Source organism: Epilithonimonas bovis DSM 19482, from assembly GCF_900108115.1.
Classification (GTDB): Bacteria; Bacteroidota; Bacteroidia; order Flavobacteriales; family Weeksellaceae; genus Epilithonimonas; species Epilithonimonas bovis.
Window position 1 is genome coordinate 71,018 of sequence record NZ_FTPU01000011.1, and the last position, 24,585, is coordinate 95,602.

A 24,585-nucleotide genomic window follows, 5' to 3' on the forward strand; every position below is an offset into this window, starting at 1 on the left:
AAATATTAATCTCAAAATTCACGAATTATGAAAAAGCGTCAAATTCACAATCTTATCATCCTAGATGAAAGTGGTTCTATGGAATCTATTAAGTCTCAAGTTATATCTGGTTTTAATGAAACCGTTCAAACCATTAAGGGTTCTCAAAAACTGTTTCCGGAGCAAGAACAAATTATAACCGTAGTAAGTTTTAATGGTTTAGGAAATAAGCTCCTGCATTACAATGTGAAGTACAAAACCTAAATCAACTCAATGACCATCTATATAATCCTGATGCAATGACGCCCCTGTTTGACGCAATTGGATTTGCCATCAACAAAATGAAAAAAGTCTTGAAACACCAAAAAGATTCCAATGTTTTGGTAACGATTTTCACAGATGGTGAAGAGAATGCGTCCAGAGAATATACAGGAAATCAGGTAAAAACAATGATTGAGAATCTAAAAAATGAAAACTGGACCTTCACCTATATTGGAACTGACCATGATGTGGAAAAAATTGCCATTAATCTATCGATCACCAATACTTTAAGTTTCGAAAAAAACAGTGAAGGTATTTCTGAAATGTTTGTAAATGAGAGAAATGCGAGAAATAATTATTACAAGAAAATTTCCTCAAATAAAGACACGAAATCTAATTATTTTGATGAGGTCGATAATGACGATGGAAATTTAAATCGATAAAATCAATTTTCGCTATATTAGTGCCTGTTTTAATCCAATGATATGGCTTCAAAGTTTAGTTTTTTACTACCAGAATATAATGAGCTTTTTCAGTTTGCAACAGTAGCTGAAAAGCTCTATTTCGTGGATGCAAGTTCCTCGATTTCTAAAACACGGTTGGTTTGTGAAAAATTAATTGCATTAATTGGCGCATTTGAAGAGGTTTCATTGGAAGGAATGGTGCAATTTGAAAAAATTATTCATTTAAGTAGATTAAATATTTTACCGGAAACAGTTCGCTCTTTATTCCATATCGTGCGAACTTCTGGAAATGTGGCTCAACATGAAGGTTACAACACAGAAGAAGAGGCATTAAAAATTCTAGAAAGCACCCATAAACTTTTAGTATGGTTTTATGAAACCTATGAAAATGACTATATCGAAGATAAAACCTACTTCCCAACAAAACCCCAAGAAACCAACGCGGAAGTTGAAGAGCTAAATAGAACAATCGATGGACTAACTTTACAACTGCAGAAATATGAAGCGAAAATTAAAGACTTCAATATTAATGCAGATAAGGTTTCAAGCCGTAGAAAATTAGGGGAACAGCGAGCGGAAAAAATTTCATGGAGCGAAAGAGAAACCCGCGTCCAATTAATTGACGCCCAACTTCGTGATGCAGGTTGGGAATGCGATACCGAAAATCTTAATTGGAAAACCAAAAAAACTTTTCCGGAAAAAGGAAGAAATCTAGCTATTGCAGAATGGCAATGTGGAACTTTGTACGCTGATTATGCTTTGTTTGTGGGAACTGAACTATACGGCGTGGTTGAAGCCAAGAAATTTGCAACGGATATTTCCACAAATCTACATCAATCCAAAAAATACGCAGAAAATATTAAGGAAGTTGAGGATGTTACTTTAATGGGAGAATGGGATCATTACAAAGTTCCGTTTCTTTTCTCAACCAATGGTCGTAAATATTTAGAGCAACTTAAAACTAAAAGCGGAATTTGGTTTTTAGACATAAGAAAGCCAACCAACAGAGCAACCGTTCTAAAAGGTTGGTATTCACCAGAAAGTTTGAAAGAACTTTATGAAAAAGACATAGACAAAGCCAACAAAAAACTCGAAGAAAGTTCAACAGATTATTTAACTTCCGCTACCGGTTTGAACCTTCGATATTTTCAAATTGAGGCGATAAAGGCGGTTGAAGACAAGATTATCTCCGATCCAGAAGAAAAAAGTGCTCTAATTGTCATGGCTACTGGAACCGGAAAAACAAGAACTATTAATGGACTGATTTACCGTTTGATTAAAGCCGACCGTTTTAAAAGAATTCTTTTTCTTACCGACCGAACTCTTTTGGCAAAACAAGCCAAAGATAGCATCAATGAAAATAAAATTGAAGTGCAGCAATCTTTTGGCGGAATCTACAAATTCGATTATTTGAAAACCAAGGTTCCCGACAGTGAGACGAGGTTGCATTTTGCCACCGTTCAAAGTATGGTGAAAAGGTTGTTTTATTCAGATGAACCACCTTTAACTGTTGATACTTACGACTGTATTATTATTGATGAAGCGCATCGCGGTTATCAGCTGGACAAGGAGCTCGACGAAGAAGATTTTTCATTCAAGAATGAGGAAGATTATGTGGCTCAATACAGAAAAGTAATTGATTATTTTGATGCGTTTAGGATTGGTATGACGGCAACTCCAGCTTTACATACCACACAAATCTTTGGTGAATCTGTGTATGATTATTCTTACAGACAAGCTGTTATTGATGGTTATTTGGTAGATCATGAGCCGCCACATATTATTAAAACCATTCTGAATACAGAAGGGATAAAATGGGAAAAAGGTGAAAAACCGCAATTGTATGATCCGGAAACTGGGGAAATTATTGATCTTGCAGCATTAGAAGATGAACTGAATTTCGAAGTAGAGCAATTTAATAAAAAAGTGTTGAACGATAATTTCAACCGCGCTGTTATCCAGGAACTTGTGCAGCATCTTGATCCCGACGGAAACGAAAAAACACTCATTTTCGCTGCACGGGACAGTCATGCTGATACAATAGTCCAAATGCTGAAAGAAGAATTTGAAGAAATTGGCGTGGATGTCCATCATAAAGCCATTGAAAAAATCACAGGAAGTGTTTACAATGTGGAGCAACTTGTTCAGGAATATAAAAATGAAAGATATCCAAACATTGCGGTTACAGTCGATTTATTAACTACCGGAATTGATGTAACTCCAATCTGCAATTTGGTTTTTATGAGACGGGTAAAGTCAAGGATTTTGTTTGAACAGATGATTGGAAGAGCAACCAGACTTTGTCCTGAAATCGGAAAAGAAAGTTTCAAAATTTTTGATGCGGTCCGAATTTATGAAGCGCTGGAACCCTATACACAGATGAAAGCAGTGGCAAATCCTTCCACCACTTTTCAACAGCTTGTTGCGGAAATGGAATATATTGACAACACTGAAAGATTAGATAAACAAAGGGATCAAATTATTGCCAAACTCAATAGGAAAATCAGAAAATTGACAAAAGATCAGCAGGAGCAATTTGTTTTCTTATCAGGCGATAAAAGTGTTTCCGAATTTTTGGAACATCTGAAAAAATCTAGTGGGGACGAATTGAGAAATCTCATTAATGAAAAACCAAAACTTTGGGAATATCTTGATGTAAAAGTGTACCAACCACAAACCCAATACATTTCCAATCATATCGATATGGTTCAGGAGGTTTCAAGAGGTTATGGTAAAGCCGAAAAACCGGAAGACTATATTGAAGGATTCAAAAAATTTATTTTCGAAAACCGTAATGAAATCGCTGCGATTGGTATTATTTGCAATAAACCGGAATCACTGGATCGGAAATCTTTGAAAGAATTGAAAATGGTTTTGGATGAAAAAGGGTATAATGAACTCAGTTTAAACACCGCTTGGAAAGCAACAAAAAATGTAGATATTGCTGCTGATATTATTGGTTATATCCGGACTTTGGCTTTGGATGCTGAACTCACCACTCCCAACGAAAGGGTAAGAAAAGCGATGATAAAACTTCGTGCTAAAAATAACTGGAACAAAATTCAGCAAAAATGGATAGACCGTTTCGAAAAACAACTGTTGGCTGAAACGGTGCTTACAACTAAAGATTTCGACCTAAAACCATTCATTGATGAGGGCGGTTTCAAAAGGCTTGATAAAATTTTTAATCACGACTTGGAGTCTTTGATTGCAGAAATGAATCATGAACTTTATACCGCCTAAATCAACCTTGTCAAGGTTTCAAACCTTGACAAGGTTAGTCAAATCTCAACTACGGAGTAATCACGAACTCCATTAAATATATTTTAATATCGTGAGTAAATTTTAAATCTCAAACCTCAAATCTCAAATCAAACCATGGGTGCACAGGAAATAGCAAATAAACTCTGGAATCTTTGTAACGTTCTTCGTGATGATGGCGTTACGTATCACCAATACCTTAACGAACTTACCTATATCCTTTTTCTGAAACTTTCGGAAGTGAAAAATTTTGCAGACCAGTTTCCGGAAGAATACCGCTGGAAAAAATTTGTCGAAGAAAAAGACAATGTAGCCGCTTTTAATCTTTATCGAGAATTTCTGGCAACCGTAAGCTCCAAAACGACCAGTGATGCCGTCAAAGAAATTTATACCAACGCATCTACTACTTTAACGAAGCCGGTCAATTTCAATACACTTGTTCAAAACATCGATAAGTTAGATTGGTATGAAGAAAGTGACCGCGATGTAATGGGCGACATCTATGAAAGTCTTTTAGAGAAAAACGCCAACGAAAAAAAATCGGGAGCCGGACAATACTTTACACCAAGACCTCTTATTAACGTCATGGTAAAACTCATGGTGCCAAAAGTGGGTGAACGTTGGAACGATCCTGCATGTGGAACTTTTGGTTTTATGATTTCTGCCGATCATTATCTGAAGGAAAAGACGGATAATTATTTTGATCTGGATTCCAAAGAAAGAGATTTTCAGGAAAGAGAAGCTTTTACGGGGGTAGAATTGGTGGGAGATGCGCACCGATTAGCGTTGATGAATGCACGGCTTCACGGTATGGAAAGCCGAATTTATCTTGGCGACACTTTAACGGACCTTGGTAAATCCCTGAAAAATTACGATGGCGTTTTGGCAAATCCACCTTTTGGAACAAAGAAAGGTGGCGAAAAACCAAGCCGAGACGACCTTACTTATCTCAGCAGCAACAAACAGCTGAACTTTCTGCAGCATATTTACAGAAGTTTGAAGCAAGACGGAACAGGTAGAGCCGCCGTAGTTTTACCCGACAATGTTTTGTTTGAAGACGGCGACGGACAAAAAATTAGAAAAGACCTGATGGAAAAATGCAATCTGCACACGATTTTGCGTTTGCCGACCGGAATATTCTATGCAGCCGGAGTGAAAACCAATGTCCTCTTCTTTACTCGCGGTAAAAAAGAAGAAGCCAACACACAAAATGTCTGGTTCTACGATATGCGAACCAATACGCCGAGTTACGGAAAACGCACGCCTTTTACCGAAAAAGCGTTTGAAGATTTTGTTTTGGCTTATACAGGAGGAATTGCCGCAAAAGATTTAATGGACTACGACGGAACCATTGATGAAGAAAAACGCGCCGCAATTTCCGACGAAAGATGGCAGAAAATCTCCCTCGAAACCATAAAAACCAAAAATGAATCTCTGGATTTGGGGTTAATTGCCGACAGCAGTTTAACCAACGCTGAAGATTTGGGCGAACCATTGGATTTGGCAAAAGACGCATTGCAGGAACTGAAAGCGATAGAACTGGAATTGAACGAACTGATAAAAGAATTGGCGTAAATCAACTTATTTGAATTACTACTAAAATTAACTAACCATGATATTCAATATTTATTACATCAATTTCCCAAAAGTTTACGAAATCAAGATGATGTTGAGCAACATGATAATGCTTAACAAACAACTTGAGAAAAATAATTCAGCAGAGGGCGAAGGTGCGATACGCTCGAAATTAGATTTGGGTACAAAGTTTCTCAATTTGTTCAATGTAGAAGCCGAGGGAAAAGCAAGAGTTGTTGGAACCACATCTCAAAAGGTGTTAGAAACATTTGAAGTAAAAACAACAAAGTCAATTATACTTAATGATATTATTGAAAGCAGTCGAGAAATCAAAAATTTTGATAACATACAAGAAGGTGAATTAATTAGACTAGATAATATCTCTCTTTCATTAGAGAATGAACCAGAATTAAGATTGGTTAAATTATTTACAAGTGATGCTTTTAAAGGAATGAATGTTCCTGGAGCAAATGGTTTTGATATGAATAACCTTTTTAACTCAATGTTTAAGGATTATGCTTATAAACTTAAAGGCGAATTAAAAGATGTTGATGAAGAAATTTTAATAAAAATACCATTAACTTTCGAGAGTGAGTTTGAAAGTTCTTACAGTGTGGATGATTTGTTTATTGGGAGAGTTTCACTAATAGGACTTTATAAAGGAAAAATCAAAGGAGGTGATTTAAGGAACTCACTCGAATTTTTTCAAGAAATTGGAAATATGCAAAATATGGCGATACCGAAAGAAGAAGATGAAATTCAAGATAGTCAATACGAAGAAATTCAGCAAGATGGTTTCACACCGTTTATAAGTATAAAAAATGATACAGAATACCATTATATAGACATTTTATCCATCGTTCAACTAATTAATACTCAGAATAAAAAATGATTTTAAAAAATGAATTACTTTTTTATAACCCTAGCAAATTTAGAGAGATAAAAAGATATTATGACATTTTTGACAAAGAAATTCTGACTATTACTGAGTATATCATAAACGAAGGATTGGTTAATGACCAGTTTGGAGTAGATATAGTAATTGACATTTCTTCCCTTTACAATTTGTCATCATCACAATTTCAAGCAGAAAGAATTATTAATTTATTTGATAATACATTTACTTTTATTGCAGATATAAAATATAAAAAAGAATTTACTGAAGATTTCAGGTTTTGTTTTGATGAATTTATTGATTTTGATGAATTTATTAGTAAGGATGAAGACAGTAAAAAGGTTTTAATAAAAAAAGAACATAAGAAAATCATAGATTTAGATGTAAAAGAACTTAATCTATTTTTTGAAAAATTCAATAATTCGCTGTACGGACATAATAAGTTTAAAGATGATTTTAAAGAGGCGGTTGATAGTTTTAGGGTTTTCAATAAACTTGGAGAACACAAAATCTTATCTCTGTTTTTGATGGGTGATTCAGGAGTTGGAAAAACTGAAGTTGCACGGGCAATTCATAAATCTTTAGGTGGAGAAAACAAACTTGCAAAAGTGAATTTCGGGAATTATAGTAGTGATAATTCTTTAAATTCATTAATAGGAAGTCCACGTGGATATATCGGTAGTGAAGATGGAGAAATTTTCATAAGAGTTGATGGCTCAGATACTGGAGTAATACTTATTGACGAGTTTGAGAAGTCTAATTCAACCTTGTTTAATTATTTTTTGGATGTTTTAGAGAACGGTAAAATGGTAAGTTCATTATCGCACGAAATTGATTTAAACGGTTTTATTATCATTTTTACATCAAATATTTCTAAAGAAGGTTTTAAAGAAGTGATTTCACCTGAACTACGTTCAAGGTTAGATTACAAAGGATATTTCTCTATTCTTAAGGCAACTGACAAATTACGGTATGTTGAGTTTCGAATAAATAGTATTGTAAATAAATTCAATAAATTTTATCCTGATGCTTTAGATGATGATTTCAAGTTTGATGTTTTGATAGAAATTGATGTCAATAAATATAAAAACATGCGTGATTTAAACAAGAGGATAAAACAAGTTTTTGTTGAAAAACTTATGTATAAAATGTATTAGATCAATGGAGAAAAATTTGCCGAAGATTTCGATTGCTGAAGAACCCAACCTTGTCAAGGTTAGTGAGAAAAATTTGCCGAAGAATTGGGCGGAAATAAATTTGAAACAGTCCGTAGATTTTCGGAAAGGGAAAAAACCTGCAATTTTATCTGAAAATTATTTTGAAGATTGTGTTCCTTACATGGATATTCAAGGATTGGAAAAAGATATTGTCAGTTATTATGCGGATAAAAAATCAGCGAAGTATTTTAAGGAAAATGATGTTGTGATTGTTTGGGATGGTTCCAGAAGCGGATTGATTTTGAAACCTAAAAGTGGCGCAATCGGTTCAACTTTGGGAGCGTTAAGTCCTTTTGGTTATAAAAGTGAATATCTGTTTTATTTTCTTTTAACCCATTACGAAACCATAAATTCAAAAGCAAGAGGGGTTGGAATTCCTCATGTTGACCCCACCTATTTATGGAATTTGAATGTTCCACTTCCTCCACTTCCAGAACAGGAGCGCATTGTTGCCAAACTCGATTTGCTATTTGCACAGCACGAAAAAATGAAAACTTCTTTGGAGAAAATTCCGCAGCTATTGAAGGATTTCCGGCAGCAGATTTTGACACAGGCAGTAACAGGGAAACTGACGGAGGAATGGAGGAAAGGGAAGGAATTGGGAGAATGGGAAGAAAGACAATTACAAAATGTCGGTCAATTTATTAGTGGATTTGCTTTTAAGTCAAATGACTTTGAAAAAGAGGGAATTCAACTAATTAGAATGGGCAATTTGTATAATAATAAACTTGATTTAGCAAGGTCTCCTGTTTTTATACCAAAAAATTATGATGCGAAAATTCTAAAAAAATATCTAACAAAAAAACAAGATATTTTACTTTCACTAACAGGAACAAAATACAAGAGAGATTACGGTTTTGCTATTTCAATTGATACTGATTTGCCTTTACTAATAAATCAGAGAATTTTATGTATAAGACCTAATATAAATACAAATTTCTTAATTTACGTCTTAAGGAATGATATTTTTAGAGATCAATTTTTTTCATTTGAGACAGGAGGTGTTAATCAAGGTAATGTAGGAGTTAAGAACATTGGTGAAATACTTATCAAAATTCCATCAATGCAAGAGCAAACCCAAATCGTTTCCCGCGTAGAATCCCTCTTTTCCAAAATCGACGCGATAGAACTGCGCTACCAAAAACTTAAAGAAAAAATAGACCAGTTTCCACAAACAATTCTGCACAAAGCCTTCAAAGGCGAACTCGTGCCACAACTCCCAACCGACGGCGATGCCAAAGATCTGCTGAAGGAGATTTTGGCGTTGAAGAAGGAAGGGAAGAAAAATTAAAAAACAAAAATGATGAAAGAATATCTGCAAAATTTATTTGGAATTTCCGACCTTAAGAAATCCAATGAAGACCTTCAGAAAATTACTGAAGATTATAGAAATCAGGTTGAAAAACTGACTTCGAAATTAGCAGAAGAAAATTCAACAAAAGCTTATGCTACAAAACTTTTACAAGAACAGTCGGAATTTCAAAAATGGTTTTCAACTATTCAAGAAACCCAGAAAATGGAACTTTCAGTAATTGATGAAAAGCTGTCTCAGCTTCTTCCCCAAAAACTTGATGTAGAAAATTTAGAAGTTCTGAAAGAGATCGAATTCATTGCAGATCAAAAACTGAATATGGTGGATTTATCGCAACTCAATAGAAAAATTGAGGGAGCTACACTTATTTCAAAAAATGATGCTGCTGAAGGTTTAATTTCAAATCTGTTAGCAGGTTTTGTTTCGGCTGGAATTGCAAAATTTATAACTAAAGGTTTATACACTACCACTGCAAAGCCGGAACAGTTGATACAGTATGCCAGTGGAACTTTTTCTTCAATAACTTCAAACGGTTCAAAATTCGGAAAACACGTGGGCTTTACACAAGCTGGTTTTATGTCAATGGCGCCATTACTTGCTTTTCAGGCAGCATCGATGGTTACATCACAAATACACATGCAGCATATAAATAGGAAACTATCAAAAATAAACGAAAAAGTCGGTTACCTATTTGATTTTCATAAGAATGAAAGAACCGCTAAACTAAAATACATCAATCAAAAAATCAATGAGTATTTTAGTAGAGACTATTTCACAACCGAAGATTTTGTGATGATGGATCAGTTTAAGTATGATCTTCTTGTGATGCAAGAAGAAGGCGCGCAGTTCTTTGTAAACACTTTAGTGGATAAATTTCAAGCGTTGGGAATAAACATTGATTCAAGTTATGAACTTGCAGTTGTTGCAAAAGATAAAAAATCAATTTGGAAGAAACTTGAAGAAAAAGGAAATAATCTCAACCAAAACCTTGGTAATTTTGTGGAAAAGTCAAAATCCCATATTGAGAAGACAATTCAAGGCTTTCAAGATTCACAAATTTTCTTCTATGCGGAGGTTTCAATAACGGCGGAAAAATTATATGAAAATTTGCTTTTAGCAGAATTGGCAGCCAATTTAAAAGTGAAGGAGCTAGATCGCGATCGCATTGGAAAAATTGATGAATTGCGAAGAAATGTTGAGCAACATAATATTAAAGAAAAATCAAGTAAACTGATTGGCGAATTCTATAAAAAATTTGAAATTGGTTTTGGAAGTTTCGTTGCTCAGAAAAGAAAGTCGGCATTTGAGCGTAACCAATCAGAAATTGGAATAATGCTTCAAAAATTTGAAAAGGAATTATCGATTTTGAAAAATTTGTTAGAATTAGAATCAGACTCAAAACATCTCAATAATTTTGCTAATGAATTTTATGATGATTATGAAATTATCATAGATAACACGGGAGAGCAAGAGTTGGTTTATATGAAAAGATTGAATGTTTAAGAACTTATTTTGAGGATTGACAACTTGGTTTAATTTTGTTGCACTTAATTTATATTTCTAAATTTGCTTCGTGAGTACTCGAGTTGAAAATATCAACAAAGAATTAATTGAGTGGGCTATTATCAGGAATGGTAATGACCTGCAGGAATTTTATGTTCAAAATCCAACTATAGAAAGTTGGACGAAAGGTGAAAAATTTCCCACAGTAAAACAGCTGGAAAGTTTCACGCACAAAGTTCATGTACCTTTCGGTTATATGTTTCTACCTAAACCACCACAAGAAGAAATTCCCCTTCCTTTTTTTAGAAGTGCAAATAAATTTCCTACCAATAAGGTTAGTCTAAATGTTTTTCAAACTATTCAAATCATAAAAGACCGTCAGAACTGGCTCACTGAATACTTGGAAGAACTTGATTTTCCGAAGTTGGAATTCGTTGGTAAATTTTCTGTGAACGACAATTATAAAGTAATTGTTAATGATATCCGAAAGGTTCTGAATATAGAAAATGATTGGGCAAGCCGATACAACAATTGGGAACAAGCATTAGATTTCATAACCAATCAAATTGAAGATGCTGGAATTATCGTTACCTATAATGGAGTTGTAGGCAGCAATACGCACAGAGTGATAGATGTGAAGGAATGTAGAGGTTTTGTATTGGTAGATGATCGCGCGCCTTTTTTATTTATAAATTCTGCTGATGCGAAAGCAGCACAAATGTTCACTTTAATTCATGAACTAGCTCATGTTTGGCTCGGCAAAAGTGCTGGTTTTGATATGGATAAAATGTTACCAGCAGATGATCCTGTAGAGCTTTTGTGCGATAAAGTTGCAGCCGAATTATTAGTTCCTGAAGTTTATTTCTTAAAAAAATGGGAAACTACTCAAGATTTCAAATATCTAAGTAGAATTTTTAAGGTAAGTCCAATCGTAACAGCTAGACGTGCCCTTGATCTAAATTTAATTACACGCACTCAATTCTTTAGTTTTTACAATAATTATATTGAAGAATATAAAGCCAAAAAAGATAGACTGGGTTCCGGAGGTGATTTCTATGCTACTGCAAAAAAAAGAGTTAGTTTAAGGTTTGCAGCATTTGTAAATAATGCAGTGAAAGATAATCAATTACTTTACAGGGATGCATACAGACTAACCAACATGAAAGGCGATACCTACAATAAATTTGTAACTGAATTTTTATATTAATTGTGGTTTACTTATTAGACAGTAATGTTTTTATTCAGGCACACCAAACAAGTTATCCGTTTGATGTTGTTCCCTCTTTCTGGAACAAACTAATTGAGCTTTCTAATAATGGAAAAATTAGGAGTATTGATAAAGTAAAAAAAGAAATTTGTGGCTCAAGCACACCTGATCAACTTTCTATTTGGTTGGAAACAAAAATTGGAGCGGATTTTTTTGTGGATTCTTCTCCTTGCGTTGATACTTACGCAGAGATTGCTGTTTGGACAAATGATAGCGACCAATACTTACAATCTGCCAAAGATGAATTTTTGCAAACTGATTTAGCAGATCCATGGCTAATTGCATATGCTAAAAAAAATGGCTGTGTGATTGTAACTCATGAAACCAGTAATCCAAACAGTAAAAAGAAAATAAAAATTCCCGAACCTTGTATTCATTTCGGCGTTAAATTTATTCGACCTATAGATATGTTTAGGGAATTGAATGAAACTTTCTAGCTAGTAATAGATTTTTACAAATAATTTTGCTGTGCATTTCTACTGCACACATCACCTGTTCCTTTGTGGTATAATTTTAAACAAATATTATCATGAAAGAGCATTTATCACATTTCCACGTTGCAGGTTTCACTTTTTACGATGGCGTTGATGTTTTCAACAAATTGAAAGTCGGCAAAAAGGTAAAATTCAAACTCGAGGAAGACAACAAGTGGGATCCGAGAGCAGTCGCCATTTATTTCAAAGGTGCAAAAATCGGCTTCATCCCTAGAACAGAAAACCGTATTTTCTACAAACTCCTAAAAGTAGGAATCACGCAATTCGAAGCCAGAATCCAAAAAGTCGATCCGCAAGAACACACAGAAAGACAGGTGGAAATTGTGGTGCACTTGGTTTCGGCGCCGGACCTAGTCTACTAATTGTGTATTACTTTCACTACAAATTTTATAATAATCAAAAAATATTAATATTATGTCAAGATGTACAGCACCAGTAAATGGCCATCGCTCTGCAAGTGCCGCAGCAAATTGTCCTGCATGCAGAAATCGTCATCGTAGTTACAACTCTTATTCTTCATATTCACCACCTTCTTATCCTTCAAGCGGAAGTACAAGATCTAGCGGAACTTCTGGAAGAACAATAAAACCTCGTTGGTCTAAGCCTGGTTCAGTAATTTATTACACTCCGGAAGAGGTAAGAACACTAACTCCTGTGCGAGAAAATGTTGAAAAACGATCTTCATTGCCCGATCTTAGAGATATTTTCCTTTGTCACGCTTGGGATGACCGAAAAGATTCAGCAAAAGAACTTCATGATCTTCTCGAATCAAAAGGTGTTTCTGTTTGGTTTAGTGAAAAAGATGTTTTTTTAGGAACATCGCTTATGAGAGAAATAGACAAAGGATTGGCAAAATCCAAAGTTGGAATTGTCTTGGTAACTCCTAATTTTCTAGATAGGATTCAGAATGAGGGTATCGCTGATAAAGAATTATCTGCATTGCTTGCCCGTGATTTACTTGTTCCGATTGTGCATGAAACAACTTTTGAAAATTTGAGGGATGTAAGTCCTCTTCTTGGTTCTCGCAGTGGTTTAAGTACAAAAGAAGAAACGATGGATCAGATTGCGGATAAACTTTCTGAATTGATTTTGACCTAATTGTTCCTTAAAAAATTTCTCCCAATGCAATTTTTAAAATTTCTTTTTACAGCGGCAATTATCGGCATTGTTTTATGGTGTTTCATAATGATTTTTGGCTTGTTGATAGAAACATTTCCTAGTTTCGGAGGTTTCATCACGATCATTGTCGCTTTATTTTTTGTTTGGCTTTTCTTTAGACCAAATGAAAACGAAGATTTCACAAATCATTAAAAAAGCAAAATCATGAAAAAGCAACTCTATCTTGTTCTGCAAAAACAATGGTTCAACGAAATTCTCGCCGGAACAAAAACCGAGGAATACAGAAATTTCACCGATCATTTTATCAACCGTCTTTGCATTTTAGACGAAAAAGAAGAAATTATAGGTTTCAAAGATTATGAAACCGTGAAATTTCAAATGGGTTACAACAAAGACGCCCCTCAAATGATTGTGGAATGCAAAAAAATCTACATCGCCCAAGACGATGGCGTTGAAGAAAAGGATTTGAAGCCGGAGCATTTTTTCTTTGTAATTGTGCTGGGAAAAATCTTGGAGAGAAAGAATTGTTGAGGGATTTATTTGCTAATTTTATAAAATCATTAAGTAAGGCTTACTAAAATAAAATATGGATAAGAAAAAAATCATAGAAGTTAACACGATCATTACTTCATTTTATAGTCGAAAAGGATTTATTACACCAAATGATTATACACTTACACTTTTTTTACTTTGTATTTATAAAGATGAAGTGGTTGATAAGAATAGGAGTATTTCAGAACTTGTTTACCAATTGAAGCAAGAGACAGAATACAATAATCCTTCAGAATTGTTCAGATTATTACCGCACTTTCGTGTCTTAAGTTTTTTCTCAGCTGATGATTTCGCTCAAATATTTTCTTATTTTTCTTTGCTTGAAAAATCATATTTTGAAGATCAATTTCCGGCTTTGTTTGATTTTGTTTTTAAGGTAATTACGGAATCATTGTCTTTCAAGAACGGTGCATTTATCGTTCATCCAAAATTGATGAAATTGGTTTTGGATGTTGCGCATGTTGAAAATGCAAGACATGTTTACAATCCATTTGCATCTAATGTAGAAATTGTTTCCGAATTATCAGGAGAAACTGAATATTTTGGACAAGAATACAATCCGGAAATTTGGCGAGTTGGAAAGTTGCGTCTTTGGGCACACCAAAAATTAAATTTCGATTATGTTTTAGAAAGTAGTATTGAAAACTGGCCTTCAGAGGAAAAATTTGATCTTATTTTTTCTAGATTACCTATTCTTAACAGAATTGATGTTAAAAATAGTTTTGGTGATAAAGTCGATTTAGAGCATTTCGTTATAGAAGAATCGCTGTCATCTCTTAAAATTGGCGGAAAGATTATTCTTTTCGTTCGACCGGCGTTCCTTTCCTCGGGACGAAAAACAGAAAAAGAACTTTTCAAAAAATTGGTAGATGAAAATCTTGTTGAAAAAGTACTTATTTTTCCGACAGGCGTATTCCGTCATACCAATATTGCAATAAATGTTTTGGTGCTAAATACGGAGAAACCAAGTACTAAAATAGAATTTATTGACTTTGATGATTATCTATCAAAGTCTAAAACTAGGAAATCATATATAGATTGGGACAACTTTGAAACGAACAACTTTCTTTTTCAGCCTTGGGAATCGGTTCTTGTTGATGCGGAAGAGATAAGAAATAGAGATTATAATCTTCAAGGTAAAGTGTATTTTTTGGAAGAGTTGGAAGGAACTCCTCTCTACGAATTAGTAGAAGTTGCTAAGCGACAGAAACCAGAGAATTTTACTGATATTTCTAAGATTTTAAACGTTCGAGATCTGGGACATGATCCAAATATATTGCCCTCTATTAATTATGATTTGCTAGAACCCATCTCCACACTAGAAAATTTGATGTATTACACAGTTCTGGATGAAGAAGGTGTTTTGGTTTCATTAATCGGTGGAAATTTGAACGCAACCTACTTTTCGGGTAAACAAGCTGTACTATGCCATCAACGAATTGCATTATTAAAAATTATTGATGAAGATGTTATTTCTTACAAGTATTTAATAAATGAGTTGAACAAAGATTATGTTCAAAAACAGATAGAAGCTCAGGTTTTTGGTTCAACTGTAAGAGATATACGAGTGAATGATTTGATGAATGTAAAAATCAATTTGGTTTCATCAGATTTACAAAAGGAGGAAATTGAAGAACAATTAAGTTCTGCAATTAAAGAACTTCAAGATGAGATTCAAAAAGTTGATGAAGACTTTCAAAGCATGGAAGCTGAAAAAAACGCAATACTAAGACATAAAATTGCAGGTTCAGTTTCTAATTTGGAATTTTTTGCGTCCAATATCAAACAGATTCTTGAAAGAAAAGTGTTGCCGAAATTTCCACAATTATTTTCTTTAAAGTTGAACGATAATCAATTGTTAAATCTAGGAGAATTGATTGATAACTTAATTAAGGATTCTAAAAGGATTACTGAAGAAGTCAGAAGCCAAACAGAAGACTTTATTCCAAGTGAATATCCTGTTTCACCAATTGAAATTGTGCCATTTCTGGAAAACTATTTTAAGAATGTAAGTGAGAAGAACCCCAATATTTTATTTGATATCAATTTGAATGATATTAAGAGTGATGACTTCAAAATCTTCACCTTTGCGAATGAAGATCTATTATGTTTTCTACTTGATAATCTAATCTCAAACATTAAAAAGCACGGGTTTAATTGGAACAAGGAGGAGGTAAGAAGAATTGAAATCTCGACTTCAATCCTTGAGGAATTTGAAACCTTTACAATCTTTATTTCAAATACAGGAAATCCAATGCCGGAAAATTTCACATTTGATGATTTTAGATCCAAGGGAATTAAAAAGGGAAAAAATGGAGGAAGTGGAATGGGAGGTTACATCGTTGATCAAATTATTAAATATTTTGGTGGTGATTGGTATATTGTTGACGAAACTGGTCCAGAAGGTATAGGCGAAACTGATCTTGCGACAACTTTTGAAGTATCACTTCATTATCAGCAAGAATTTGTAAATTTAGACGATTTACAAATTGACAATGAAGAAATATAAAGTATTTTGGGTAGATGATGAATATCAGTCGCTTTTCAGTATCCGACAAATGGCAATTGATGCTGGAATTGAACTGATTCCTTTTGATAATGCAGAAACTGCAATTGCCGATTTGAAGGAAAATTTTCTTTGGTATGATGGAGCAATTCTCGATGGATTATTTTATAATACATCCGAAGAGGAAGGAGTTGCAACAAGACAAACAGCATTGATGAATGTGGTAAATTCTTTGAAAGAAATTCGTCCTAAAAAATATATTCCGTGGTTCATTCTAACCGGTAAAGAAAAAATAAAAAATGATAACGACTTCATACAATCTGAAGGAAAAGAAGATTGTGTTTACGATAAATTAGACAATAATCAAATTCGGAACCTTTACGCAAGATTGAAAAGCGAAGCCGATCAACAATACGAAACCCAACTCATTCATCAATATCAAGATTCTTTCAAAATTTTTGAATCGCATTTAGAGTCTGAAACCAAATATGATTTATTGCAGATTCTAAAAAAGCTTTTTTCTGAAAGTACCATTCAGTTCGACGATTACAATTCAATACGAATGATTTTCGAGAAATTGTTTGATGAATTAAAGCTTTTAAGAATAATTTCTCCAGACATTAAATCGTTGAACGGTTGCAGTTTATTCTTGAATTGCAGACATAATGAATTTGAATTTTCAAAAGAAATCATACATCCTGTCATTGGAGAATTAATTTACCGCACCCTAAATTTAACTCAAGACGGATCTCATAGCGGTGAAAAACTTAATTTTCGGGTTCAAGAATATTGCTCAAAAAATCAAGCAAAACATCTTTATGCTTCCACCGTGCATTCCTTACTAGAAATTCTCAATTATTTTAATCTGTATTTGAATGATTGGAAAAAAACTACTGAAAATAAGGAAATAGCGTGGCTAAAGAAAAATATTCTTTCGGGAGAGATTACAGAAGTTTCCGCGAATGGTTATTCTACTTTTATTTCTGACAATAATCTTCGGTTTTCTGTTCCTCCAAAACTTGGTGAGCAATTTTCTCTTTATGTAGGTCAAAAATTAAAAATTGAACCTAAAGAAGATAATCCGCTTCATATTAAGTGTATTTTTGTAGATTAAATCCATCTGTGCAAATCTATTGCACATGTCGTGCTCATCTTTGTACTGTTAATTTAAAAACGGTGCATTATGACAGATTATCAGAACTATTGGAATCAGGAAATTAGAAATTTACTTGATGAGTTGGATGCTCCTGCATCACTCCACACTAATATTGTGGATACGCTTGCAAATTCTCAAAGAACAGGTATTTTTGAGAATCAGATTATAAATGCTTTAAGATTGGGACTTTCCATAAAGGAAGGAAATCAAAATATAGCATTTGTTGCATCAATGCAAAGTGGTAAATCAAAGACCATTTATTTTCTATGCAATTATGTATTACCTGCAATCGGTTTGTTGAGCGGTCATGAAAATGTACTGTTTGTAACAAGCATGCGAGATACTGATTTGTATAATCAGAACAACCGAAATTTGGAAGCAGATTTTTATGATGCTTCCGAAGGACAAATGAAATACTCGCGAATTAAGGTGATTAAGATGAATGAGTTCTTTAATTATCCGAATCCGTTCAAAGCTGTACGCGATCTTAAAGTTCAACTTATAGTTAGAGATGAGGATCAGTACGGATGTGGCGAAGAATCTTCTTTCCAATTTGCATTTTTCGATAATTTAAGGAGCAAGCTGCCGGAAATTGGTTTGGTTGCTGTAAGTGCAACACCTTATGATATTTTAGATGCTCATTTTACCAAAAGTGCAGACATTGATGTTGTAGAAGGAGTAAGACCACCTTCCTATTTCGGAATTACAGAGATGTTGAAGGAAAATATGATTGATGATTTGCCATTAGATTTCTCACCACTGCAAGATAACAATGGAGAATATGTTGTTCATCCAAATGTTATTGAATATGTTCAGCATTTATTGAGTTTTGATGATGGATTGGGAATTATCAGAGAATCAACTACGTTGCGAGCATTGGAATTAAGAAACTTGTTGCGAACAAAACTGAAAGACAATGTTGATGTTTTAGTTATTGGATCTGATTCTGCGTGTGACTTTTCAATAAATGAAGGTCTTTCTGAAGTAGCAAATTTAATTATGAGGATGGGAAGAAGGGTGATTCTAATAATCGTTCAAGCTTTAACCGCCGGAAAGGATTTAGGCAAATTAAAGGAAAAAATAAGGTTTGGAATTGAGCCGAGAGACAAACAACTTGCAAATGGTGCTCAAGGAATTGCAGGAAGATGTTGCGGTTACCACAATAACCGAACATTTAGAATAATGGCAAGTATTCCTTTGCTTGGTAATTATGCAAAATTTGAGCAAGATTGGGAGATTTTCAGCGATCCGGAATGGAAAGAAGAATTGATTGACAATTCAATTCGAGGACTGACAACACAAACCAAATTTGCGATCACTCAAGTTGAAGGAATCTTTACTTCTATAGACGATATTTTTACAGTTTCCGTAGAAGAGCTATCGACAGAAGAAGGAAGAAATAAGTTATCATTTCTTTCAGATGAAGTATTTGATAGACTAGATGGGCTTTTTGATCCAAATGCCTACAATGGTTCTACAAAAGGAACGAGATTGAATGCGAAAGATGTTACAGTTCGTATTGCATCAAGTTATAATATGAAAAGCAATAGAGTGTATAAAAACTGGAACGCAGATTTAAGTGCCGATTTCGGCAGTGTATTCTTCAAAAAGAATGATTATAATTATGGTTTGTTGATTTCAAATTTTCCAGTTGAAGATGACCGAAATAAATTGGGTTTCTGTGGGATTAAAGTTTTTGTTTCCGGTGAGAAGGTATTTCGTGAAAGAGAAAGTGAAATTGTAAATACGTCCATGTATAATGCAGACTAATTCTAAGACCGTCTATTTGTTATGGACGGTTTTTTTTTATTGAAGTTTAGATGATTAATGCAAATTGAAATATGACTCGATTTATGCTTGACAAGAAACAACTGATAATCTCGGCTTTTGAAAATCTAGATGTAAATTTACTGGATGTTCTATTGGATGATGACAAAACTTTTAGCAATGTCTCAAAGAAAACGTTTGTTGCAGTATATGCTCGTTTTGTTCGATTCATTAAAAGAATACCGGAATTCGACACTACATATAAATCCTACAAAGCATTCTGTGATCTTGAAGATGTAAGACGTGAAGGTATTGCATTTGTAAACAATGATGGCATTTGTTATATCAAATTGATTTTCACCTATCATGAAGATGAAATTACAGACATTAGACAGTGTAAGTCCCTAGAAACTTCAGAAATTGAAATTAGTAAAACAATGATTGGAATATCTTTTTATAAAGATGAGGAAAAATGTTTTAAAGCTGATAAGGATTTTTTCGAAATTACAAAGATTTGCAAGGATGCTGTCAATATACTCCGAAACTATATCAAGGAAGAAGGTGCATTGTCGATGAATTCCATAAGATCTTGGTTTTTAGCCTATGAAGATTTTTATATTTACAAAGTTTTGCCTTGGGGTTATTCTTATTCAGAATGTGCGGAGTTTATCAATTATTTTACTTTATTTCGAAAGTACAAGACTTCTGATGAGGTTGAAGAACTGTCAAAAAAGTTTTGCCATGAATTCTATTCTTTTCCAATTGTACATAAACGAAATATTAGTGATTGGCTCGAGAGAGTAAATAATGAAATTGTCAGAGCTCAAAAAGGATTTTGGCAGGAATGTGATTTTAGAAAAGGATTCTTTCTGGAATCACATGTCAAAGTTTTTTTACCAGATTTCTATTATACGCAGAATTTAGGAATAATCATGAATAAGTACAGGGAGTGGATTCCTGCATCATCATCATGTGAAATTAGAATGAAATGAGGGAGAAAATTCTTATAATTAAAATTGTAAAATGAATTCAATTGATGTGTGGAATCATTACGACATTTTTTTAATTATTTTTTACTTCTGAGAGCTGTATCTTTAATTTAAAGAAATAAAAAAAACAAAGCAAATTTCTGTTCACGAAAATATGCTGCAATATCAAGCCATAAAGGTTTTTCAGAAAACTTTTGTGGCGGTAAAATTTAGCCCCAAAATTTTTCTGAAAAAATATTGCATCACATTTTCCTTCCACGAGAGTGGACGACTTTCTTTTTTTTCTTTTTCTTCTGAAAAATTTTTGACAGATTCTTGAAGTTAAGTAATAAAATCTGAAAAAATCTCCAATTCGTACAACCTGCGAAAATGAAGTATCGTTTCAGAATTAACCTGCGTAATTGAACCACAGGTTTCAGATTAACCTGGGTAAATTAGGTACACCCAATCCCATAACCTGGCTAAAAAAGATATAACCTAAACCTTTATCTTATCCTGATTTTTTTTCTTTAAAAAGCAAATCCGTTTTAATAATCTATAAAACCTCCAGAACCCTCATCCACATTACGTTTCTAGACCTCTAAAGAATTTCGAACTTACTACAAAATTTTAGTTGCAAGATGTGTCTTTGTGCCCACAATTTTTCAAATTGGGTTTCAAAGAATTCTTGCCTTCCTGTCGGAAAGCATTTGAAAAAACTCGGAACTCGTTTTTCTATTTTGAAAGGTGATTTTGTAAAACATACTTTTGAATAAATAATTTAAAAAGAGGAACTACCCACCACAGGAAATTGGAATATAAAATGAGATAAAGAAATTAATTTCAAGTGCAATTAATTCAAAATATATTCATAAATTTACATTCTAAGATTTAAGATAAAAATTGTTGTATTTCACATGGTGGAATATTCGGTTACCTTGAAAATCTCCTTTTCTAAAAAATCACCTATCAATCGGTGTTTAGAAAGATATACATATTCCTGGAGAAACCACTTAAACCGCCTTACTTAAGGTGGTTTTTTATTTTTATAATAATTTCTTTAATTTCATTTGGAAGTTTATACGAAAGATGTTATTTTTGCCCCACTCAAAATTGAGAAGAAAGGTTTCTTAGCTCAGTTGGTAGAGCAACGGACTGAAAATCCGTGTGTCCCTGGTTCGATCCCTGGAGAAACCACTTAAACCGCCTAAAATAGGCGGTTTTTTGTTTTTTAAACCATTAAATGATTGATGAGGTCGAGTTCTTTCATTATTAGCGCATTTATTCGTAACTTTAATTAAATATTTTCCCAAGAACAAAACAGTTTATTTTAGGATATGAAACAGGTAAGAAACACAAATGCAAAAACGGAGATTCTAAAACTGATAGAAGAGTCGGAAAAAGCATGGTCTCATGCTGACATTCAGGATAAACTGGGAACTCTTTGTAACCGGGTTACTATTTATCGAGTTTTGGAAAGACTGGAAGAAGAGGGCAAAGTTCATAAGATCGTGAATGTAGATGGGGTAGTCAATTATGCCAAATGTAAACATTGCCAATCTGATCACCATGATCATCAGCATATTCATTTCAATTGTGAATCCTGCCATTCTGTAATTTGTATAGAAAATGCTGTTCCTGAGATAGAGCTTCCCAAGGGCTATGTGAGTCGCAGTTACAATTTTGTTATCAGTGGTCTATGTCCCAATTGCTCAGCAAATAGTAATTAATTATTGTTTATCATTTACGGAAATAATTATTGCAATTATGTTGCAATTGTTCTTTTCTGCCTATATTTGTATCTTATAATCTGTTTAGCATTCAGTTTTATATAACTGATGTAACAATTCTGCTTTTATAAAGACTATTTTAAATATAATTGACCTTATCGTAATGAAAAAAACAAGATTTGCATCACTGCTCTTAGTATGTTGTGCAGGAAGTATGATTTTGGCTCAGGATGAGCTGATCAACAAATTAAAGAATAATCAGTCAGAAAATACCAATTTTCAGTTTACGACACTTAAGGATGTTGGAGCTACCTCGGTTAAGAATCAGGGATCATCCGGTACCTGCTGGAGTTACTCGGGGAACTCTTTTCTGGAATCTGAAATGCAGAGAATGGGTAAAAAGCCCGTTGATTTATCAGAGATTTTTACAGCACGGAATTCCTATCATGATAAAGCGAAGTTGTATGTTCTTACGGGCGGCGCAATCAGCTGGGGAGATGGTGGCGAACTGCATGACGTCATCAATATGTACAAAAAATACGGCGCAGTTCCTCAGGAGGTTTATACTGGTCTAAAAGCGGGACAAACCCTTAATAATTTTAAGGAGATGCAGGATAAACTAAAACCGGTGCTGGACAGCCTGGTTGCCGCATCATCAAAATCTAAGCTTTCGGATAACTGGATGTCTGCAGTAGATGCTGTTTTGGATGAATATCTTGGTAAAGTACCGGCCAGTTTTTCATACGAAGGAAAAACTTATACACCACAGACTTTTGCGAAGCAGGTTGTAGCAATTAATCCTGATGATTATGTAGAACTGTCATCTTATAAAGATTATCCGTATTATCAAAAATTTGTAGTGCCGATTCCTGACAACTGGAGCCATGATGCCGACTGGAACGTGCCTATGGCAGATTTGACAGCTATCATCGATAATTCGGTGAAAAAAGGCTATTCGGTAGGGTGGGCAACAGATGTGTCTGAACCTTATTTTTCTTACAAAAATGGTGTAGCCTATGTGCCGGACGTAGATCTGGATCAGATTACCAAAGCCAACAAAGCAACATTATTTACAGAGCCGAAAAAGGATAAAGCTATTACTGAAGATTTGCGTCAAACAGCGCTTAACAATCTCTCCACAACCGATGACCACGGGATGCATATTGTGGGGCTGGCTAAGGACCAATCCGGAAAGGAATATTATATGGTAAAAATTTCTTGGGGTGTAACTAACGATTACAATGGCTATATTTATGTAACACGTCCTTATGTGGAATATAAGTCCACGGCTATTCTTGTCCATAAAAATGCAATACCCAAAACGATTAGAAGGCAACTAAAGCCAAGCAAAAGCATTGGTTTGTAAATTTTATTGTAAAACAATCAAAACCGTTCTGCAAAAGGGCGGTTTTTTTATAACTAATAATTTGTGTAAATAGCTATAACTGAGATGTCAATAATTTGTTGTATATTTGCAAAGTAATTAATGAGCGAACCTTTGGATTAGTTTTGTTCTACAACTTAGAAATATCCATTTTTCTTTTATTCTTTTTCTTTTCATTTGCCACCTACTTACTATAATATTAGGAAAGTAATAAGGTAAACAAAAACCTACAAGCGTAATCATTTGGCAATTTATTAAGTACCAAGGGTTTTAGGAACTGTTGATTTTTACGTGAATAACTATTTCCGTGATTGTCCCGAATCTTAGCCTTAGTTGGGTTAATTTTATGACTTCAGGTTTCATTAATTTATTTTAATTTAGATTATTAATAAAAAATCATACTAATTATTTATGGCAGATTCTTTCTCAAAAAAGGAAAACTTTAAGAAAAAACTACAAAAACAAAAAGAAAAAGCGCAGCGACGCGAAGAGCGTAAAAGCACTAATAACAAAGGAAAAGATCTAGAAGATCTTTATTCTTATGTTGATGAATTTGGCAGAATTGTCAGTACGCCGCCAGAGAAAAGAGAAGAGGTAAATGTTGAAGATATCAGGTTAGGTGCTGCACCTATAGAGCCGGAAGAGACTGTTAAAACAGGTTTTGTAACCTTTGTAAGTGAGAAAGGTTATGGCTTTATTACAGAAAATGACACCAAAGAGAATGTCTTTTACCATGCTAATAACTGTCCGGAGATTCTTAAGAAAGGTAATAAAGTATCCTATGAAAAAGAAAAGTCTGTAAAAGGTTTTTCCGCGATTAATATTCAGGTTATCAAGTAATATGTCGTATTATGGATCAGCAACAAAAGTTGGGGAGTAATGGCAAAAATTGATACTTTTGTAGAGGATGAAAACAGAAGACCTACTCAAGCTATTATTACCTGAATACTTAATTGAATACTTTGATGTTGTAAAATTTGAAGATATTGATGGCTTGCTTCACCTTTATTTTGAAGAGAAAAATACAATTCCCAAAGAATTTTCAGTTTTACAGCTTCAATCTAAAGGCTTTCATGAAGAGATTACGGTTGATGACTTTCCGCTTCGTGGAAAAGCCGTACAGCTGCATATCAAACGCAGAAGATGGACTGATTTGAAGTCAGGCAAAATTCTAC

Annotated in this window: 21 protein-coding genes and 1 tRNA gene; all 22 read left to right on the forward strand. The window is 33.9% G+C overall.

Annotated elements, in window-relative coordinates; translation table 11 throughout:
- Positions 1 to 27 precede the first annotated feature (27 nt).
- A complete protein-coding gene (locus B0B05_RS06505) occupies positions 28 to 243 on the forward strand; it encodes a hypothetical protein (RefSeq protein WP_076782853.1) in 216 nt (71 codons plus the stop codon).
- A 77-nt stretch (positions 244 to 320) separates the two neighbouring features.
- Complete coding sequence (locus tag B0B05_RS06510; RefSeq protein WP_221406970.1) at positions 321 to 683, forward strand: hypothetical protein; 363 nt, start codon at positions 321 to 323, stop codon at positions 681 to 683.
- A 42-nt stretch (positions 684 to 725) separates the two neighbouring features.
- Entirely contained in the window at positions 726 to 3,947 is a 3,222-nt protein-coding gene (gene hsdR / locus B0B05_RS06515; RefSeq protein WP_076782855.1) for a type I restriction-modification system endonuclease, read from the forward strand.
- A 135-nt stretch (positions 3,948 to 4,082) separates the two neighbouring features.
- Positions 4,083 to 5,540: a class I SAM-dependent DNA methyltransferase gene (locus tag B0B05_RS06520; RefSeq protein WP_076782856.1), complete on the forward strand. Its 1,458-nt coding sequence runs from the start codon at positions 4,083 to 4,085 to the stop codon at positions 5,538 to 5,540.
- 109 nt (positions 5,541 to 5,649) lie between these two features.
- Entirely contained in the window at positions 5,650 to 6,432 is a 783-nt protein-coding gene (locus B0B05_RS06525; protein WP_245799231.1) for a hypothetical protein, read from the forward strand.
- Positions 6,429 to 7,592, forward strand: coding sequence for an AAA family ATPase (locus tag B0B05_RS06530; RefSeq protein ID WP_076782858.1), 1,164 nt, complete (start codon positions 6,429 to 6,431; stop codon positions 7,590 to 7,592). The genes B0B05_RS06525 and B0B05_RS06530 overlap by 4 nt, the downstream gene beginning before the upstream one ends.
- Before the next feature lie 4 nt (positions 7,593 to 7,596).
- Positions 7,597 to 8,943, forward strand: coding sequence for a restriction endonuclease subunit S (locus tag B0B05_RS06535; protein WP_076782859.1), 1,347 nt, complete (start codon positions 7,597 to 7,599; stop codon positions 8,941 to 8,943).
- Between the two features lie 9 nt (positions 8,944 to 8,952).
- Entirely contained in the window at positions 8,953 to 10,467 is a 1,515-nt protein-coding gene (locus B0B05_RS06540; protein ID WP_143745959.1) for a hypothetical protein, read from the forward strand.
- 70 nt (positions 10,468 to 10,537) lie between these two features.
- Positions 10,538 to 11,674 (forward strand): ImmA/IrrE family metallo-endopeptidase, encoded by a 1,137-nt coding sequence (locus tag B0B05_RS06545; RefSeq protein ID WP_076782861.1) that lies wholly within the window; start codon positions 10,538 to 10,540, stop codon positions 11,672 to 11,674.
- A gap of 2 nt (positions 11,675 to 11,676) precedes the next feature.
- A complete protein-coding gene (locus tag B0B05_RS06550; protein WP_159435842.1) occupies positions 11,677 to 12,171 on the forward strand; it encodes a DUF4411 family protein in 495 nt (164 codons plus the stop codon).
- A gap of 92 nt (positions 12,172 to 12,263) precedes the next feature.
- Positions 12,264 to 12,590, forward strand: coding sequence for an HIRAN domain-containing protein (locus B0B05_RS06555; RefSeq protein WP_076782863.1), 327 nt, complete (start codon positions 12,264 to 12,266; stop codon positions 12,588 to 12,590).
- A 52-nt stretch (positions 12,591 to 12,642) separates the two neighbouring features.
- Positions 12,643 to 13,326 carry a toll/interleukin-1 receptor domain-containing protein gene (locus B0B05_RS06560; protein WP_076782864.1) on the forward strand — a complete coding sequence of 228 codons (684 nt, stop codon included), beginning with the start codon at positions 12,643 to 12,645 and terminating at the stop codon, positions 13,324 to 13,326.
- 225 nt (positions 13,327 to 13,551) lie between these two features.
- Positions 13,552 to 13,878: a hypothetical protein gene (locus tag B0B05_RS06570; RefSeq protein ID WP_076782866.1), complete on the forward strand. Its 327-nt coding sequence runs from the start codon at positions 13,552 to 13,554 to the stop codon at positions 13,876 to 13,878.
- A 55-nt stretch (positions 13,879 to 13,933) separates the two neighbouring features.
- Entirely contained in the window at positions 13,934 to 16,408 is a 2,475-nt protein-coding gene (locus B0B05_RS06575; RefSeq protein ID WP_076782867.1) for an N-6 DNA methylase, read from the forward strand.
- Positions 16,395 to 17,519, forward strand: coding sequence for a response regulator (locus tag B0B05_RS06580; RefSeq protein ID WP_076782868.1), 1,125 nt, complete (start codon positions 16,395 to 16,397; stop codon positions 17,517 to 17,519). The genes B0B05_RS06575 and B0B05_RS06580 overlap by 14 nt, the downstream gene beginning before the upstream one ends.
- Before the next feature lie 69 nt (positions 17,520 to 17,588).
- Positions 17,589 to 19,331 carry a hypothetical protein gene (locus tag B0B05_RS06585; RefSeq protein WP_076782869.1) on the forward strand — a complete coding sequence of 581 codons (1,743 nt, stop codon included), beginning with the start codon at positions 17,589 to 17,591 and terminating at the stop codon, positions 19,329 to 19,331.
- A gap of 83 nt (positions 19,332 to 19,414) precedes the next feature.
- A complete protein-coding gene (locus B0B05_RS06590; protein WP_143745960.1) occupies positions 19,415 to 20,320 on the forward strand; it encodes a hypothetical protein in 906 nt (301 codons plus the stop codon).
- A 1,100-nt stretch (positions 20,321 to 21,420) separates the two neighbouring features.
- A tRNA-Phe gene (locus B0B05_RS06595) sits at positions 21,421 to 21,493 on the forward strand.
- Between the two features lie 140 nt (positions 21,494 to 21,633).
- Positions 21,634 to 22,026, forward strand: a complete 393-nt coding sequence (locus B0B05_RS06600; RefSeq protein ID WP_076782871.1) for a Fur family transcriptional regulator — start codon at positions 21,634 to 21,636, stop codon at positions 22,024 to 22,026.
- A 163-nt stretch (positions 22,027 to 22,189) separates the two neighbouring features.
- A complete protein-coding gene (locus B0B05_RS06605; protein ID WP_076782872.1) occupies positions 22,190 to 23,392 on the forward strand; it encodes a C1 family peptidase in 1,203 nt (400 codons plus the stop codon).
- Between the two features lie 429 nt (positions 23,393 to 23,821).
- Positions 23,822 to 24,250, forward strand: a complete 429-nt coding sequence (locus tag B0B05_RS06610; RefSeq protein ID WP_076782873.1) for a cold-shock protein — start codon at positions 23,822 to 23,824, stop codon at positions 24,248 to 24,250.
- Positions 24,251 to 24,317: 67 nt separating this feature from the next.
- Positions 24,318 to 24,585: ISAon1 family transposase N-terminal region protein (locus tag B0B05_RS06615; RefSeq protein ID WP_076782874.1), on the forward strand; the 268-nt coding region annotated here is incomplete at its 3' end.